The organism is Micromonospora sp. CPCC 205554, assembly GCF_036902745.1.
Taxonomy (GTDB): Bacteria; Actinomycetota; Actinomycetes; order Mycobacteriales; family Micromonosporaceae; genus Micromonospora; species Micromonospora tulbaghiae.
Window position 1 is genome coordinate 14178 of the sequence record NZ_JBAKHP010000045.1, and the last position, 16593, is coordinate 30770.

At 73.2% G+C, this 16593-nt stretch carries 14 protein-coding genes and 1 pseudogene; 8 read left to right on the forward strand and 7 right to left on the reverse strand.

Features of this window, described 5'->3' with window-relative positions:
* The first annotated feature begins 72 nt into the window (after nucleotides 1–72).
* Complete coding sequence (locus V6U82_RS30075) at nucleotides 73–792, forward strand: DinB family protein (RefSeq protein ID WP_334467301.1); 720 nt, start codon at nucleotides 73–75, stop codon at nucleotides 790–792.
* A 27-nt stretch (nucleotides 793–819) separates the two neighbouring features.
* Here V6U82_RS30075 and V6U82_RS30080 read toward each other — a convergent pair whose 3' ends face one another.
* Both V6U82_RS30080 and V6U82_RS30085 read right to left on the reverse strand, forming a co-directional pair.
* Nucleotides 820–1383: a dihydrofolate reductase family protein gene (locus V6U82_RS30080; protein ID WP_128137273.1), complete on the reverse strand. Its 564-nt coding sequence runs from the start codon at nucleotides 1381–1383 to the stop codon at nucleotides 820–822.
* 440 nt (nucleotides 1384–1823) lie between these two features.
* Nucleotides 1824–2783, reverse strand: coding sequence for a phosphotransferase enzyme family protein (locus V6U82_RS30085; RefSeq protein WP_258545284.1), 960 nt, complete (start codon nucleotides 2781–2783; stop codon nucleotides 1824–1826).
* Between the two features lie 355 nt (nucleotides 2784–3138).
* Here V6U82_RS30085 and V6U82_RS30090 point away from each other — a divergent pair, with 355 nt between their 5' ends.
* On the forward strand, nucleotides 3139–3456 hold the full coding sequence (locus tag V6U82_RS30090) for a tyrosine-type recombinase/integrase (RefSeq protein WP_334467315.1): 318 nt from the start codon (nucleotides 3139–3141) through the stop codon (nucleotides 3454–3456).
* Between the two features lie 20 nt (nucleotides 3457–3476).
* On the opposite strand, the gene ychF is transcribed toward V6U82_RS30090, so the two are convergent.
* Genes ychF through V6U82_RS30105 form a run of 3 tightly spaced genes read right to left on the reverse strand, consistent with a single transcriptional unit; the run spans nucleotide 3477 to nucleotide 5910 of the window.
* Complete coding sequence (ychF, locus tag V6U82_RS30095; protein WP_128138592.1) at nucleotides 3477–4562, reverse strand: redox-regulated ATPase YchF; 1086 nt, start codon at nucleotides 4560–4562, stop codon at nucleotides 3477–3479.
* A 58-nt stretch (nucleotides 4563–4620) separates the two neighbouring features.
* Nucleotides 4621–5367 (reverse strand): peptidase E, encoded by a 747-nt coding sequence (locus V6U82_RS30100; RefSeq protein ID WP_128138591.1) that lies wholly within the window; start codon nucleotides 5365–5367, stop codon nucleotides 4621–4623.
* Between the two features lie 30 nt (nucleotides 5368–5397).
* A complete protein-coding gene (locus V6U82_RS30105) occupies nucleotides 5398–5910 on the reverse strand; it encodes a MarR family winged helix-turn-helix transcriptional regulator (protein ID WP_334467304.1) in 513 nt (170 codons plus the stop codon).
* A 92-nt stretch (nucleotides 5911–6002) separates the two neighbouring features.
* On the opposite strand from V6U82_RS30105, the pseudogene V6U82_RS30110 reads away from it, so the two are divergent.
* Nucleotides 6003–6824 (forward strand): annotated as a pseudogene (locus tag V6U82_RS30110) (EamA family transporter); the annotation flags it as partial.
* An 80-nt stretch (nucleotides 6825–6904) separates the two neighbouring features.
* Here the strand turns inward: V6U82_RS30110 and V6U82_RS30115 are convergent.
* Nucleotides 6905–7369, reverse strand: a complete 465-nt coding sequence (locus V6U82_RS30115) for a hypothetical protein (protein WP_334467306.1) — start codon at nucleotides 7367–7369, stop codon at nucleotides 6905–6907.
* A 243-nt stretch (nucleotides 7370–7612) separates the two neighbouring features.
* On the opposite strand from V6U82_RS30115, the gene V6U82_RS30120 reads away from it, so the two are divergent.
* The 5 genes from V6U82_RS30120 (at nucleotide 7613) to valS (ending at nucleotide 16087) form a co-directional block, all read left to right on the forward strand.
* Nucleotides 7613–9064, forward strand: a complete 1452-nt coding sequence (locus V6U82_RS30120) for a DNA-3-methyladenine glycosylase 2 family protein (protein ID WP_334467307.1) — start codon at nucleotides 7613–7615, stop codon at nucleotides 9062–9064.
* Nucleotides 9061–9573 (forward strand): methylated-DNA--[protein]-cysteine S-methyltransferase, encoded by a 513-nt coding sequence (locus V6U82_RS30125; RefSeq protein ID WP_334467309.1) that lies wholly within the window; start codon nucleotides 9061–9063, stop codon nucleotides 9571–9573. The genes V6U82_RS30120 and V6U82_RS30125 overlap by 4 nt, the downstream gene beginning before the upstream one ends.
* 37 nt (nucleotides 9574–9610) lie before the next feature.
* Entirely contained in the window at nucleotides 9611–11431 is a 1821-nt protein-coding gene (locus tag V6U82_RS30130; RefSeq protein WP_334467311.1) for an ABC transporter ATP-binding protein, read from the forward strand.
* Entirely contained in the window at nucleotides 11428–13350 is a 1923-nt protein-coding gene (locus V6U82_RS30135; RefSeq protein WP_436837024.1) for an ABC transporter ATP-binding protein, read from the forward strand. The genes V6U82_RS30130 and V6U82_RS30135 overlap by 4 nt, the downstream gene beginning before the upstream one ends.
* Before the next feature lie 172 nt (nucleotides 13351–13522).
* Complete coding sequence (gene valS, locus V6U82_RS30140; protein ID WP_334467313.1) at nucleotides 13523–16087, forward strand: valine--tRNA ligase; 2565 nt, start codon at nucleotides 13523–13525, stop codon at nucleotides 16085–16087.
* A gap of 52 nt (nucleotides 16088–16139) precedes the next feature.
* On the opposite strand, the gene V6U82_RS30145 is transcribed toward valS, so the two are convergent.
* A complete protein-coding gene (locus tag V6U82_RS30145; RefSeq protein ID WP_442933482.1) occupies nucleotides 16140–16568 on the reverse strand; it encodes a hypothetical protein in 429 nt (142 codons plus the stop codon).
* Between the last annotated feature and the right edge of the window lie 25 nt (nucleotides 16569–16593).

Sequence of the window (16593 nt, forward strand, 5' to 3'; positions counted from 1 at the left end):
TCGGTCGCATCGACAGCTGTTGTCGGACCCGCTCGCTAGCATTGCCGCGATCGCCGACGGGAGGGGTGCGCCGTGGACCAGAGCAACCTCACGACGTTCGTGGACAGGAACCTGCAAGGCGCGCGCTTCACCAGGTCGACGCTGGCCGGCGCGGTGATGCGCGGCGTCGACGTGCGCGGGCTCGACATCGATGCGCCGTGGCTCACCGACGGCGCGCTGCTGGTCAACGGTGTCGACGTCGTGCCGCTCGTCGAGGCCGAACTCAACCGGCGGTTCCCCGGGCGCGAGCTGAGGCATGCCGAGGATCCCGATGGCCTGCGCGCGGCGTGGGCAGCGCTCGAACGGGCCTGGACGGCCGCGGTCGACCGGGTCCGGTCCATGCCCGACGGAGCCGCCGACGTCTCGGTCGACGGCGAGTGGTCGTTCGCGCAGACCCTGCGCCATCTCGCGTTCGCCACCGACGCGTGGCTCGGCAAGGCGATCCTGCGCCTGCCGCAGCCCTTCCATCCGCTGGGGCAGCCGCACGCCGAGTACGAGACGGACGGACTCGACATGTCGATCTTCCCCGCGGCGCGACCGACTCTCGCCCAGGTGCTCGACCTGCGGGCCGAGCGGCAGGCCATGGTGCGGGAGTTCCTCACGGGTGTCACTCCAGAGCTGCTCGCCGAGCCTCGGCCGTCAGCCTGGTCACCCGAACACGAGAAGCCGGTCCTGCACTGCCTCCACGTCATCTTCGACGAGGAGTGGGAACACCTCCGCTTCGCAGTGCGCGACCTCGACGCGCAGGAGTGACGCCGCGTCTCCGTGTGGAGGGGGCACTCAGCGCCTGGTCTCGTACCTGCTGAGGAGCACGCCACCCGGGAACGTTCGGGTCTCCCGCAGGGCCAGGTTCACCCAGTTGTCCAGGGCCGTGAAGAACGGCATACCGCGACCGACCAGGACCGGATGGGTGACGAGCACGTACTCGTCGATCAACCCGGCCCGCATGGCCGCTGCGGCGAGGGTGGCGCCGCTGATGTCCATCGGGCCGCCGTTCTCGGCCTTGAGCCTGGCGATCTCGGTGACCGCGTCGCCGGTGACCAGTCGGGTGTTCCAGTCGACCGGCCTGGTCGTCGAGGAGAACACCACCTTCGGCATGTCCCGCCAGCGGCGGGCGAACTCGGCGTGCGCCGGTGTGACGCCCGGCTGCTGATCGGCGGTCGGCCAGTGCGAGCTCATCGCCTCCCACAGTCGCCGCCCGTACAGCGCCGTGCCTGTCGCCCCCACCCGGTCGGACCACCACTGGAACCACTCGTCGCTCGGCGTGCTCCAGCCGAGGTCGTCACCGGGCGCGGCAACGTAGCCGTCCAGGCTCAGGTTCATCGCGAAGGTCAGTTTGCTCATGCGTCAGCCTCCCGTGAGTCGGTACCCGCCGTAAAGACCAACACGGCAGCGGGAAACCATCGGTCAGGCCACACCGAGGGCCGCTCACTGTCTCGGGCTCGCTTCGCGGTAGCGCCGGTCCACCGACTCGGGGATGATCACCCGGCACCATCACCCTCGATCCCGGTCCCGGATGGGTGGTCTACGGCCACCACAACGACGTGCTGACCCACGTGGGGCCCGACGAGATCTCCGACAGCAGCGACCTGGCCGTTGGTCTGTACGGACGCCGCAAGCGAGACCAGGACGGCCATGAGCTTGACGTCGTACACGTCGAGGACAAGCGGCCCCGGTGAGTCAGGGCCGCGATTCCGCCGTCAGACGTTGAAGCGGAACTTAGACGGGCGTTCGCGTGACCTGCGGCGACCCAGTCGGCAGCCTTGTCGCGCCGCATCTTGGGCTTACGCTGTTGGTGGCTGATTGCCGACGTTTGACGCTGTCTTGTGCCCCGTGTGTGCCCCGGAAGGCTTCTTGGCCCCCAGACGACCGAGCCATCGGCGCGCGTTCTCCAAGCCCACTTCGTTGTCGGCTGCGCTCGTGATTCCGGTCAGATCGTCGGTAACAAGGCGGTGGGCGAAGTAGTCAGCCTGCACCGCCCAGCGAAACCGGAGCATGGCCAGCAAGCCGTGTTCCACCTCGGCGCGCGTCATCGTCTTGCGCTCTAGGTATGCCTCCACCAGGTAGTCGGCGTTATCGATGCCTCCGACATACATCACTGCCGACGCGAGGTCGTACAACAGCGGACCGTTCATCGCGATACTCCAGTCGATCAGTCCGCACTCTCCCGTCATGCGGTCGAGCCGGAATGCCTCTGGAGCCGGATCGGTGTGTAAGAGACCCCACGACAAAGACCCGACATCAAGCGCCTCGTACCCCGCAAGGGCGGCCGCCACTGAGGCTTGGACCCAAGGACGAACTGCCAGATGTGGTGCCTGCGCATCGACCCAGTGAAACCGGTCAGCATCCTTGATCATCACGCTTCTAAGTGCTGCGTGCACTCGCGCCAGGGTTGCCCCGATCAGCCGTTGCTCGTCCGGGCTCCCGCCGAGCAGCCCGCTGCCTGCGACCCAGTTCAACAACCCAAGCGGCACTCCGTCGACATCGGCGACGAGGCTTCCGTGCCTCGTCACTACCGGGGTGCCCGCCGCAACGCCTGCCGCCTCGACATGAGCCGCGACCTCAAGGCCGCCCATGAAGGAACGGCGCGATCCCGGCGCAACTGCCTTGGCTACCCACCGCTCACCGCCCTCGGAGACAAACCACGTCGCCGAGTTCATTCCGCCGTTGTGCACCTGAACCGCCGCGTCCGCCAGCCCCCAATGGGCCGCGAGACACGCACGCAGCTTCCCGTCACTGATCACCAGCAAGAGTCAAGCACCATCCACCGCAACTGGCTACGAACTTCTGACCTCACCGCGTGACCACATCGCCATCCCGTTTGCCATCGACCCTCCCTCCTGGGGAGCGGGCCGCCGCCCGTCCTGCCACGTCAAGCGGACCTTGACGCAAGTTCGGACGCTGGCGGGACGGTCGGTGGTCTGCTCGGCTCGCCCGGGTCGATGGCTGGCGGGATGGCCTACCGCAACCGCCCACGGACCGTGACCCGCCGGCGGAGCCCCGGCCATCCTGGAGCCGGAGCGCCCCCGCCGGAGGCGCCCTAACCGCAACCCCGCGACCGCCGCCAGCTCGCCGACGCGGCCGGCTGATGACGACACCCTGTTCACGACCCGCTTCGCCGGCCCCTACCGGCACGACTACTACGGCTCGCTCATCTTCGGCGCGGCCGTGCGGAAAGCGGGCCTGCCGGAGAGCATCACGACCCACGACCTGCGTCACCACTACGCCTCGGTCCTGCTGATGCAGGGTGAGTCGGTCATCACCGTGGCGGAGAGGCTAGGGCACGAGAACGCGACGTTGGTCCTGTCGACGTACGGTCACCTGATGCCGGACTCGGAGGAGCGCACCCGCCGGGCGGTCGATGAAGCGTGGGGTTGTGCCCCCGGTGTGCCCCAGGGCGAGGCACCAAACCGCTGACCTGCGGAAACGGGCCGGATTCAGACGTTGAAGCGGAACTCCACCACGTCGCCGTCCTGCATGACGTACTCCTTGCCCTCGATCCGGACCTTGCCGGCGGCCTTGGCCGCCGCCATCGATCCGGCCTCGACCAGGTCGTCGTAGGAGACCACCTCGGCCTTGATGAACCCGCGCTGGAAGTCGCTGTGGATCACCCCGGCGGCCTCCGGCGCGGTCGCGCCGACCGGGACGGTCCAGGCCCGCGCCTCCTTGGGGCCGGCCGTCAGGTACGTCTGGAGCCCGAGCGTCCGGAAGCCCACCCGGACGAGCTGGTCCAGGCCGGGCTCGGACTGCCCGATCGACTCCAGCAGCTCGCGGGCCTCGTCCTCGGGCAGGTCGACCAGCTCGGACTCGATCTTGGCGTCCATGAAGATCGCCTCGGCGGGCGCGACCAGGCCGCGCAGCTCGTCGAGGAACTCCTCGTTGCCCAGCTCGGCCTCGTCGACGTTGAAGACGTAGAGGAACGGCTTGGTGGTGAGCAGGTGCAGCTCACGCAGGTGTTCCAGCTCGACCTTCGCGGCGGCGGCGCCCGCGTACAGGGTCACGCCGTTGTCGAGGACCTCGACCGCCTTCTTGGCGGCCTCGACCGCGGCGGCCCGGTCCTTGCGGAGCTTGGCCTCCTTCTCCAGCCGGGGCAGCGCCTTCTCCAGCGTCTGGATGTCGGCCAGGATCAGCTCGGTGTTGATCGTCTCGATGTCGTCGGCCGGGGAGACCTTGCCGTCGACGTGCACCACGTTCGGGTCGGAGAAGGCGCGCACCACCTGGCAGATCGCCGAGGCGTCGCGGATGTTGGCGAGGAACGCGTTGCCCCGGCCCTGCCCCTTGGAGGCGCCCCGGACCAGGCCGGCGATGTCGACGAACGAGACCGGCGCCGGCAGCACCTTCTGCGAGGAGAAGATCTCGGCCAGCTTGGCCAGCCGCTCGTCGGGCAGCCCGACCACGCCGACGTTCGGCTCGATGGTGGCGAACGGGTAGTTCGCGGCGAGCACGTCGTTCTTGGTCAGCGCGTTGAACAGGGTGCTCTTGCCCACGTTGGGCAGGCCGACGATGCCGATGGTGAGACTCACGACGAACCAGCTTACGCGGTTCGCCGCTCACGCCGGGCAGGCAGGTCCGCGAAGCCGGTCACTCCGACGCGGCGGACAGCAGGCGCGGCTCGATCCGGGTCTCCCGGACCGTGCCGTCCTCGGCGCGGACCAGCTCGTACGCGGCCACGCCGGGCCGGTCCGCCACCGCCTCGGCCAGCCGGGTGCCCCGGTAGATCAGCCCCACGCCGTCGTCGGTGCAGTGACTCGCGGGCAGCGTGCCGTCGGCGACCAGCCGGTGCATCAGCGGGCGGCGCTGCTCCTCGCTGTCGTAGTGCACGCCGTTGCCGTACGGCAGCCAGCCCAGCCCTTCGGTGAAGGGCCGCAGCGTCGGGCCGTAGCTGTCGGTGGCGCCGCCGGTGTGCCAGCAGATCGAGCCGGCGGAGACCCCGCCGAGCACCACTCCGGCCTGCCAGCACTCGTGCAGGATCTCCGGCAGGCCGTGCACCCGCCAGACCGCGCAGAGGTTCGCCACGCTGCCGCCGCCGACCCAGACGATGTCCTGCGCGAGCAGGTGCGCGCGGATGTCCTCGACGTTGGGCATCGGGTAGAGCGCCAGGTGGGAGGCGCGGAACCGGGTGCCGGCGAAGGCGCCGTAGAAGACGGTGAACCCGGTCGGCTGGTCGCCGGTGGCCTGGCCGAGGTAGCAGATGCGGGGCGCGTCACCGGCCCCGGCCAGCTCGGCCATCAGGTCGAACAGGGCGCTGGGCCGTGCGTCCCAGGGGCCACGGCGACGGCTGGCGAAACCCATGCTGGTCGCGACGATCGTCGGTTCGGTGGCAGGCATGGGCGTCCCTCCGGGCGGTGGCGGTGCCGATCATTGTGCCGGATCCGGGGGCCGGGCCTCGGCCGCGGCGAGCAGCGCGCGCAGCAGATCGGCCAGCCGGTCCCGGTCGGCGGGCGGCAGCGCGTCGAGGATCCGGCGCTGCACCGCGAGCCCGGCCTCGGCCGACTCCTCCACCACCCGCCGACCGGTGTCGGTGAGGGTGACCCGCAGCGCCCGCCGGTCGGCCGGGTCCGGCGAGCGCCGCACCAGGCCGGCCCGTTCCAGACGGTCGAGCCGCCCGGTCATGCCACCGGAGGTGAGCATCAGCGAGGCGGCGAGCGCCTTCGGCGCCAGCGTGTACGGCGAGCCGGAGCGCCGCAGCGCCGCCAGCACGTCGAACTCGCCCCGGCCGATGCCCCAGCCCGCGTACACCTTCTCCTGGCCGTCGCCGACCAGCCGGGCCAGCCGGTAGATGCGGCCGAACACGGCCATCGGCTCGGGCCGCATACCGGGCCGTTCCCGCCGCCACTGCTCGACGATCGCGTCCACCTCGTCGCCTGTCACGGCTGCCGATTGTGCCGCACGTCCCACTTCCCCTTTTCGCTCGGGGCTGATTAGCTTAGCCCTAAGATACTTAGGGCTGAGGAGAGGCCGTTATGAACCGCCGCTGGACCGACGTCGCGCTCACCGCCGCCGCACCCGTCACCTGGGGCACCACCTACCTGGTCACCGCCGAACTCCTTCCCCCGGACCGGCCGCTCTGGGCCGGGGCCATCCGCGCTCTCCCGGCCGGTCTGCTGCTGCTCGCACTGACCCGCAGACGACCACACGGACTCTGGTGGGGGCGGGCCGCAGTGCTCGGCGCGCTGAACATCGGGGTGTTCTTCCCGCTGCTGTTCCTCGCCGCGTACCGGCTGCCCGGCGGCACCGCCGCCGTCCTCGGCGCCGCGCAGCCGCTGCTGGTGGCGGTGCTGACAGTCGCGCTGCTCCGCGACCGCCCGACCCGGCCGGCGCTGGTCGCCGCCGTCGCCGCCCCGCTCGGCGTCGCCCTCGTGGTGCTGCGCCCGGGCGCCGGCCTCGACCCGCTCGGCGTCGCCGCCGGACTGGCCGGCGCCGTGTCGATGGCCGCCGGGCTGGTGCTCACCCGCCGCTGGGGCCGGCCGCCCGGAGTGGGCGTCCTCGCCGCCACGAGCTGGCAGCTCGTCGCCGGCGGCCTGATGATCGTCCCGGTCGCCGCCGCCGTCGAGGGCGCGCCGCCCGCGCCCGACGGGCCGGCCCTTCTCGGGTACGCGTGGCTCGGGCTGGCCGGCACCGCGCTGGCGTACGTGCTGTGGTTCCGGGGCGCGGCGCGACTGCCGGTGTCCCGCGTCTCGGTGCTCGGCGCGTTGAGCCCGCTCACCGCGGCGGCGCTCGGCTGGGTGGTGCTCGGCGAGGCGCTGGACCCGGTCCAGCTCACCGGTTTCGCGGTGGCGGTGGCGGCGATGGTGCTCGCCCAGATGCCGGACCGGTCGCCGCACCCGCAGCCGGGCGGCGGGACGGCGGCCCGGTGGCGGCGCGGTCAACCGGCCCGAAGCCGCCGCCAGTCGTCCGGCCACGCGTCGGCGGCGACGCCCTCGGGCAGCACGCCGGCCGGTAGTTGCGCCGCGGCCGCGAGCGGCAGCGTGAACCGGTGCGCGGCGGCGGGCCCGGCCGCGTACGAGCGGTCGAGCAGCCACCGCACCTCGTCGGCGGTCCAGCCCAGGCCGGAGCGGGCGGCGATCTCGCGGACCAGCCGCAGGCCGACCCGGGTGTCGTCGTCGTAGAAGCGCATGCACCAGTGGTGCGCCCACATGCCGAGCGCGCGCAGCCCGTCCGGGTCGAGGGAACCGGCCAGCCGCCCGCAGGCGGTGTCCGCGAAGGGGCGACCGGGGTCACCGGCCCGGTCGCGCTCGATCGCGCCGTACGCGGCCGACGCCACCACCCGCATCCGCTCGTAGAAGCCCTCCACCACCGCGGCGTCCAACGATGCTCGCCCCGATCGCATCAGCGGACACCCCGCCCGGCCACGCTCGCCATGCCCCGCACCTCTTCTTGAGTTGGTGGCGGGACGCTACCGACCACTTACGACACTTTCTCGGGTCCGCCCGGCCATGATCCACGCCACCTCGCCGGAGTGGCGGTGTCCCGGGGCGCGGGATACCGCCACTTCGGCGAGGTGGCGCGACTGCCGCACGTCATGTCCGAATCCCGCCAGCCGAGCCCGGGAGCTGCGAGGCAGGATCGTGGCATGGAACTGGACTTCGAGCGGTGCTACCGAGCCGTCGACAGCCGCGACCCGCGGTTCGACGGCTGGTTCTACACCGGCGTGACGTCGACCGGGATCTACTGCCGGCCGTCCTGTCCGGCGATGACGCCGAAGCGGCAGAACGTCCGGTTCTTCCCGTCCGCCGCCGCCGCACAGGGGGCCGGGCTGCGGGCGTGCCGCCGGTGCCGGCCGGACGCGGCACCCGGCTCGCCCCAGTGGGACGTCCGGGCCGACCTGGTCGGCCGCGCCATGCGGCTGATCGCCGACGGCGTGGTGGACCGGGACGGGGTGCCCGGCCTGGCCACCCGGCTGGGCTACACCGAGCGGCACCTGCACCGGATGCTCCGGGCCGAGCTGGGCGCCGGCCCGCTGGCGCTGGCCCGGGCCCAGCGCGCGCAGACCGCCCGGATCCTGATCGAGACCACCGGCCTCGGCCTGGCCGAGGTGGCCTTCGCCGCCGGGTTCGGCAGCGTCCGGCAGTTCAACGACACGGTCCGCGAGGTCTACGGCGGCACCCCGTCCGAGCTGCGGGCGGGCCGGCGTGGCCCGGCGGCGGCCACCGGGGCGGGCACACTCTCGCTGCGGCTGGCACACCGGCCGCCGCTGCACGCGGGCGCGCTGCTGGACTTCCTCGCGCTGCGCGCGCTACCCGGCGTCGAGGTGGTCCGCGACGGCACCTACCACCGAGGGCTGCGCCTGCCGCACGGTCCCGCAACGGTGGCGCTGACCCCGGCCGACGGCCACATCGACGCCACGCTGCGGCTGGCCGACATGCGTGACCTGGCTCCCGCGGTGGCCCGCTGCCGCCGCCTGCTCGACCTGGACGCCGACCCGGTCGCGGTGGACGCCACCCTGGCCGCCGACCCGGCGCTGGCCCCGATCGTCGCGGCCGAGCCCGGCGTCCGGCTGCCGCACGCGGTCGACGGTTTCGAGCTGGCCGTCCGCGCCGTCACCACCCAGCAGGTCTCGCTCACCTCGGCGCGGACCACGCTCACCCGCCTGCTCGCCGCCACCCGGCCCACCGGCGGGGCGGGCTCCGACGACCCGGCGGACGGCCTGGTGGCGTTCCCCGGTCCGGCGGAGGTGCTCGCGGCGCCGGACACGGCGTTCCGGATGCCGGCGGCACGCCGGGAGACGATCCGGGCGCTGGCCCGCGCGGTCGCCGACGGCGAGCTGGACCTGGAACCCGGAGGCGACCGGGAGGAGGCGGTCCGGCTCCTGGCCGCGGTGCCCGGCATCGGCCCGTGGACCACCGGCTACCTGGCCATGCGCGCACTCGGCGACCCCGATGTCGCCCTCACCACCGACCTGGGCGTACGCCGCGGCGCAGCCGCGCTCGGCCTGTCCGACGACCCGAAGACCCTGTCCGCGTACGCCGACCGCTGGCGCCCCTGGCGGTCGTACGCGACCATCCGACTCTGGAGAGCAGCATGAGCACTGTGGACAGCACCGTCATCGACACCCCGGCCGGCCCGTTGCGCGTGCTCGCCGGCCCGACCGGGGCGGTACGCGCGGCGGGATTCACCGCCGACCCGGCGGCCCTGATGCCGTTGGTCCACCCGAGCCTGCGTGGCGAGCTGCGGGAACGCGCCGACCTCGGTCCGGTGACCGCCGCCGTCCGGGCCTACCTGGACGGTGACCTCACCGCGATCGACGCGGTCGCGGTGGAGCAGCACACCGGCGGCGCGTTCCTGACGCACGCCTGGCAGGTGCTGCGCGACGTGAAGCCCGGCGACCCGGTCACCTACACCGGGTTCGCCGCGCTGGCCGGGCGGCCGGCGGCGATCCGGGCCGCCGCGGCGGCCTGCGCGCGCAACGCCGCCGCGCTGTTCGTGCCCTGCCACCGGGTGCTGCGCACCGACGGCACGCTCGGCGGCTACCGCTGGGGACTGGACGTGAAGAAGTGGCTTCTCGGGCATGAGGGACGGGTGACGGCTAGCTGACAGCCGGACTGTCACCCCCGGCGGCTACCGTCGGGTAGTGCCCGCGTCCAGCGACGGCAACCCCGCGGCGCATACCGGCGCCCGGTCCCAGCCGCTGCGCAACCTCTGGCGGCTGCGGCCCTACCTGCGCCCGTACGCGATGGAGTTCGCCTGGCTGCTGGTCGCGGCGCTGGCCGCCACCGCGGCGAGCCTGGCCGTTCCGCTGGTGGTGCAGCGGGTCGTCGACGGGCCGGTGGCCCGGCAGGACGAGGCCGGGCTGCTCCGGCTCGGTGCCCTGGCGCTGCTGCTCGGTGTGGCCGAGGCGGTGCTCATCTTCATCCGCCGCTGGACGCAGTCGTCGTCCTCGGTGGGCATGGAGGCTGCCATCCGCGCCGACATCTACGCCCACCTGCAACGGCTCCCGGCCGGCTTCCACGACCGCTGGCAGTCCGGTCAGTTGCTGTCCCGGATCACCAGCGACCTCTCGGTGATCCGGCGGTTCCTCTCCTTCGGGCTGCTGTTCCTGGTGCTCAACCTGGTCACCTACGCGGCGGTGGTGGCGCTGCTGATCCGGCTGCACCCGTGGCTGGGGCTGCTGGTCGCGGCGAGCGCCGTACCGCTGTTCCTGATCAGCCGCCGCTTCGCGCGCCATTACCACGCGGCTTCGCGCCGGATGCAGGACCAGCAGGGCGACGTCGCCACGCTGGTCGAGGAGACGGCCCTGGGGTTGCGCACCATGCGGGCGTACGGGCGCGGGCCGGAACTGGCGGCCCGGTTCGCCGTCGGCGCGCGCCGGTTGCACGACACCGGGATCGGCAAGGCGCGGCTGCTGGCCCGCACCTCCGCGTTGTTCGACCTGGTGCCCAACCTGACGCTCGGCGCGGTCCTGGTGGCCGGCGCCGCGGCGGTCGCCGAAGGCGCGCTGTCCATCGGTGAGCTGGTCGCGTTCGTCAGCCTCCAGCTCATGCTGATCTGGCCGGTGCAGTCGCTGGGCTGGATCATCGCCAACGGCCAGGAGGCCGCGACCGCCGCCGACCGGATCCAGGAGGTCCTGGACACACCGCCGACCATAGTGGACGCACCGCACGCCCGGCCGCTCGACCGGCGCGAGGTGCGCGGCCGGCTCCACTTCGAGCGGGTCGGCTTCCGCTACCCCGGCACGTCCGGGCCGGTGCTGCGCGACCTGGACCTGACCGTCGAGCCGGGCGAGACCATGGCGCTCGTCGGCGCCACCGGCTGCGGCAAGAGCACGCTGCTGTCGCTCGTCCCCCGGCTGCACGAGGTGACCGGCGGCCGGATCACGATCGACGGGCACGACGTGCGTGACTTGCGGCTGGAGTCGTTGCGTCGGCTGGTCGCCGTGGCGTTCGAGGAGCCGACGCTGTTCTCCATGTCGGTCTGGGAGAACCTCACCCTGGGCCGTCCGGACGCGAGCGAGGACGAGGTCCGGGACGCGCTGACGCTGGCCCAGGCGGAGTTCGCGTACGAGCTGCCGTGGGGGCTCGCCACCCGGGTCGGTGAGCAGGGGCTGTCGCTGTCCGGCGGGCAGCGGCAGCGCCTCGCGCTGGCGCGTGCGGTGCTCGGCCGGCCCGCGGTGCTGGTGCTCGACGACCCGCTCTCCGCGCTGGACGTGCACACCGAGGCGCTCGTCGAGGCGGCCCTGCGCCGGGTGCTGCGGGACACCGCCACCACGACCCTGCTGGTGGCGCACCGCCCCTCGACGGTGGCGCTGGCGGACCGGGTGGCGTTGCTCGACGACGGCCGGATCGTCGCCGTCGGCACCCACTCGGAACTGCTGGCCCGGGTGCCCGCCTACCGGGCGGTGCTGTCCGCCGAGCCGGAGCGACGGAGCGACGGCGTCGGCCTGGTGCGCTCGTGACCGGCCGCGCGCCGCGGGTGCCCCGGCCCCGCGCCGCGCCGGACGGCAACGGGACGACCGGCGCGCGCCACGAGAGCGCTGACGACCTGTCGCGCTGGCGGGGACGGGCCACCGACCCGGACGCCGACCGCAGCCGCGCCGAGGACTCGTCCCCGGCGGCGGTGACCCGGCTGCGTGCCCGCAGCCGGCTCCTGCTGCGGCGGCTGCTGCGCCCGCACCGGCGTGCGCTCGGCCTGGCGGTCGCGTTGCTGCTGGCCCAGAACGCCGCCGCGATGTCCGGGCCGTACCTGGTCATGCTCGGCATCGACCGGGGCATCGGGCCGCTGCGGGCCGGCGATCCCGGCCCGCTGATCGCTGTCGCCGCCGCGTTCGTGGTCGCGACCGCCGTGGAGTACGCGGCCCGGCGCGCGTTCCTCACCCTCGCCGCCCGGATCGGCCAGGCCGTCCTGCTCGACCTGCGCCGCCGGGTGTACGGGCACTTCCTGCGCCTCGACGTCGGGTTCCACGAGCGCTACACGTCCGGCCGGATGGTGTCCCGGCTGACCAGTGACCTGGAGTCGATCGCCGAACTGGTCGACGGCGGCATCGACAAGCTGGTGATGGCCGGGCTGTCGGTGCTGTCCGTGGCGGGCATCCTGCTCTGGCTGGACCTGCCACTGGCCGCGGTGACGCTGCTCGCGTTCCCGTTCCTGTTCGTGCTGTCGCGCTGGTTCGCCCGCGCCTCGGCCGGGGCGTACCGGCGCACCCGGGAGGCGGTGGCACTGGTCATCGTGCACTTCGTCGAGTCGCTGCGCGGGATCCGGGCCGTGCAGGCGTACCGGCGGGAGGACCGCAACGACCACATCTTCGGCGCGGTGAACGACGACTACCGGCGCTCCAGCCTGCGCGCGTTCCGGCTGATCGCGATCTACTCGCCGGGCATCCGGCTGATCGGCAACCTGACTGCGGCGGTGGTGCTCGGGTACGGCGGGTGGCGGGTGCTGGGCGGCGGCGTGGAGGTGGGCGTGCTCGCCGCGTTCCTGCTCTACCTGCGCCGGTTCTTCGAGCCGATGGAGGAGCTGAGCCAGTTCTACAACTCGCTCCAGTCGGCGACCGCCGCGCTGGAGAAGCTGGCCGGGGTGCTGGACGAGCGCCCGGCGGTGGCCGAACCGGCGCAGCCGGTGCCGCTGCCGGCCGGGCCGCCGCGCGGGGCGGTGACGTTCCACGCCGTCGACTTCGGCTACCGCCGCCGGACGCCGATCCTGTCCGGCCTCGACCTGACCGTGCCGCCCGGGCAGACCGTGGCGTTGATCGGGCCGACCGGCGCCGGGAAGTCCACAGTCGCGAAGCTGGTGGCACGCTTCCACGACCCGGACGCGGGCACGGTCCGGCTGGACGGGGTGGACCTGCGCGACCTGGCCGACGCCGAGCTGCGCCGGGCGGTGGTGCTGGTGACCCAGGAGACGCACCTGTTCAGCGGTTCCGTGGCCGACAACATCAGGTTCGGCCGGCCGGACGCCGACGACGAGGCGGTGGTCGCTGCCGCGCGGGCGATCGGCGCGCACGACTTCGTCGCCGCGCTGCCCGACGGGTACGCCACCGACGTGCACAGGCGCGGCGGCCGGCTCTCGGCCGGGCAGCGGCAGCTCGTCGCGTTCGCCCGGGCGTTCCTCGCCGATCCCCGAGTGCTGATCCTCGACGAGGCGACCTCGTCGCTCGACGTGCCGACCGAACGGCTGGTGCAGCGGGCCCTGCACAACGTGCTGCGGGACCGCACCGCCGTGGTGATCGCCCATCGCCTTTCCACTGTGGAGACAGCCGACCGGGTGCTGGTGCTCGACGACGGCCGGATCGTGGAGGACGGCCCACCGGCCGAACTGATCGCCGCCGACGGCCGCTACGCCGCCCTGCACCGCCAGTGGCGCGACTCCCTCCTCTAGCCCGTTCGACCCCCGCCGATCTTGCACTTGGCGCCCGGGGGATGCCCGACAAGCGGCTTACGCCGGGGCAGCACGTGCAAGATCGACGAGGGCAGGGGGCGGGGACGGGCGGGCACGGCGCGCGGTGGGGAAAGTCGTGGAGTGGGGCGGGCGGGCTGCCTACCATCGGCTGATGACCGACACGACGAGGAGCGCCCGCGGCGGCGTCCCCGAGCGTCCGAGCCTGGACGGCCTCGAGGAGACCTGGGCTCGCCGCTGGCAGTCCGACGGCACGTACGCGTTCGACCGCACGAAGGAGCGGTCGGACGTATACGCGATCGACACTCCCCCGCCCACCGTGTCGGGCGAGCTGCACATGGGGCACGTCTTCTCGTACACGCACACCGACACGGTGGCCCGGTTCCAGCGGATGCGCGGGCGGACCGTCTTCTACCCGATGGGCTGGGACGACAACGGTCTGCCCACCGAACGCCGGGTGCAGAACGTCTACGGCGTGCGTCCCGACCCGACGCTGCCGTACGACAGGGACTGGCGCCCACCGGCCGCACCGGTGGACGACGCGGCCCGGAAGAACCCGACGGCGATCTCCCGGCGCAACTTCATCGAGCTGTGCGAACTGCTCACTGTGGAGGACGAGAAGGCGTTCGAGGCGCTGTGGCGGCGGCTCGGGCTGTCGGTGGACTGGTCGCTGACGTACACCACGATCGGGTCGGCGGCCCGCGCGGCCAGCCAGCGCGCGTTCCTGCGGAACCTGGCCCGGGGCGAGGCGTACCAGGCCGAGGCGCCGACGCTGTGGGACGTCGGGTACGGCACCGCCGTCGCGCAGGCGGAGCTGGAGGACCGGGAGCGGCCCGGCGCGTACCACCGGCTGCGGTTCACCGGTCCCGACGGCCGTGAGGTGCTGATCGACACCACCCGGCCGGAACTGCTGCCGGCCTGCGTGGCGCTCGTCTGCCACCCCGACGACGAGCGGTACGCGGACCTGGTCGGCGCGGCCGTGCGTACCCCGGTCTTCGGGGTCGAGGTGCCGGTGCGCGCGCACCCGCTGGCGGACCCGGCCAAGGGCACGGGCATCGCGATGGTCTGCACGTTCGGTGACCTCACCGACGTGACCTGGTGGCGTGAGCTGCGGCTGGACACCCGCGTGGTGATCGGCCGGGACGGGCGGCTGCTGCCGGAGCCGCCGGCCGGCGTGCCGGCGGAGCCCTACGCGGCGCTGGCCGGACAGACCGTCAACGGCGCCCGGCGGACGCTCGTGGAGCTGCTCGCCGACGCGGGCGACCTGGTGGGCGAGCCGCGGCCGATCACCCATCCGGTGAAGTTCTACGAGCGCGGCGACCGGCCGCTGGAGATCGTCTCGACCCGGCAGTGGTATCTGCGCAACGGCGGGCGGGACGCCGGCCTGCGCGAGGAGCTGCTGGCCCGGGGACGTGAGCTGCGCTGGGTGCCGGAGCACATGCGGCACCGGTACGAGCACTGGGTGGGCGGTCTCACCGGTGACTGGCTGGTCAGCCGGCAGCGGTTCTTCGGCGTGCCGGTGCCGGTGTGGTACCGGCTCGACGACGCTGGCGAGCCGGACTGGTCCCACCCTCTCACACCGGACGAGGCGAGGCTCCCGATCGATCCGACGAGCGAGCCGCCGCCCGGATACGAGGAGTCGCAGCGCGGCGAGCCCGGCGGTTTCACCGGCGACCCGGACGTGCTGGACACCTGGGCCACCTCGTCGCTGACCCCGCAGATCGTCGGCGGTTGGGAGACCGACCCGGACCTGTTCACCCGGGTCTTCCCGATGGACCTGCGCCCGCAGGGGCACGACATCATCCGGACCTGGCTGTTCGCCACGGTGGCCCGGTCCCACCTGGAGCACGGCGCGCTGCCCTGGCACACGGCGGTGCTCTCCGGCTGGATCCTCGACCCGGACCGCAAGAAGATGTCGAAGTCCAAGGGCAACGTGGTCACGCCGATGGCGCTGCTGGAGCAGAACGGGTCCGACGCGGTCCGCTACTGGGCCGCCAGCGGCAAGCCGGGCATGGACCTCGCCTTCGACCCGGCCCAGGTCAAGGTGGGCCGCCGGCTGGCCACCAAGCTGCTCAACGCGTCGCGGTTCGCGCTCGGGCTGGGCGCCGCCGACGCGCTGCGGGCCGCGGCGACCCAACCGCTGGACACCGCCATGCTCGCCGAACTGTCCGGCGTGGTCGCGACGGCGACCACCGCCTTCGACGGGTACGACCACACGGCCGCCCTGATGGCCACCGAGGCGTTCTTCTGGCGGTTCTGCGACGACTACATCGAGTTGGTGAAGGAGCGCGCCTACGGCACCGGGCCGGCGGCCGACTCGGCCCGGGCGGCGCTGGCGACCGCGTTGTCGGTGCAGTTGCGGCTGTTCGCGCCGGTGCTGCCGTTCGTCACCGAGGAGGTCTGGTCGTGGTGGCGGTACGGCTCGGTGCACCGGGCGCCCTGGCCGACCACGTACGAGGTGGGCCGCGCGATGGAAATGCCGGGTGACCCGGAGCTGCTGCGGCTGGCCGCGGACGCGCTGGGGCAGGTGCGCCGCGCCAAGTCGGAGCGGAAGCTGTCGATGAAGGCGGACGTGCCGCTGGCCGAGGCGCTCGGACCGGCGGCGGTGCTCGACCAGCTCGGCACGGTCGCCGACGACCTCCGGGCGGCGGGCCGGATCGCCAAGCTGGACCTGCTGCCCGACCGCACCACCGAACTGGTCGTCGCCTGCGCGTTCTGACCGCGCGAGGGGCGGTCGGCGTGACGCCGCCGCCCCTCGGCGGGCAGGTGCCTCAGCTCGCCGTGCAGGCGGTCTTGAGCTTGGCCCGGGCGGCGGTGAGATCCGCCTTGCTCGGCGCCTTGCCCGGCGCCTCGGCCCAGGTGTCGGCGAGGTCGGTCATGGCGGTGGCGACCCCCTTCACCGCGGCGTTGACCTCGTCGCTGCTGGTGAAGGCGTGCGTGTAGAGCGTGGCCGCGCCCGCCGAGTACTGGGCGCTGACCGCCGAGTGGCCGGCCGGCGGGCCGATCTTCTCCGCCTCGGCCACCTCCTTCAGGGCGGCCGTGATGTCCTTCTCCGCCTTCGCGCAGGTCGTGCGGGTGGCGTCGTCGAGGCCCGCCGGCGCCGGGGTCACCGGCGGCACGGAGGTGGCGGCGGGGACGGGGGGCGCCGCCGGCCCGGCCGAGGACCTGTCGTCGTCGCCGCAGCCGGACATGATGAACATCGCGACCGGGGTCGGGGCCAACAGG

What these genes read in the sequence shown, in the direction of transcription:
- valS (WP_334467313.1), top strand. Translation starts at nt 13,523, where the DNA reads ATGACCGACACGACGAGGAGCGCCCGCGGCGGCGTCCCCGAGCGTCCG.
- V6U82_RS30120 (WP_334467307.1), top strand. Translation starts at nt 7,613, where the DNA reads ATGGAACTGGACTTCGAGCGGTGCTACCGAGCCGTCGACAGCCGCGAC.
- V6U82_RS30125 (WP_334467309.1), top strand. Translation starts at nt 9,061, where the DNA reads ATGAGCACTGTGGACAGCACCGTCATCGACACCCCGGCCGGCCCGTTG.
- V6U82_RS30115 (WP_334467306.1), bottom strand. Translation starts at nt 7,369, where the DNA reads ATGCGATCGGGGCGAGCATCGTTGGACGCCGCGGTGGTGGAGGGCTTC.
- V6U82_RS30145 (WP_442933482.1), bottom strand. Translation starts at nt 16,568, where the DNA reads ATGTTCATCATGTCCGGCTGCGGCGACGACGACAGGTCCTCGGCCGGG.
- V6U82_RS30100 (WP_128138591.1), bottom strand. Translation starts at nt 5,367, where the DNA reads ATGCCTGCCACCGAACCGACGATCGTCGCGACCAGCATGGGTTTCGCC.
- V6U82_RS30080 (WP_128137273.1), bottom strand. Translation starts at nt 1,383, where the DNA reads ATGAGCAAACTGACCTTCGCGATGAACCTGAGCCTGGACGGCTACGTT.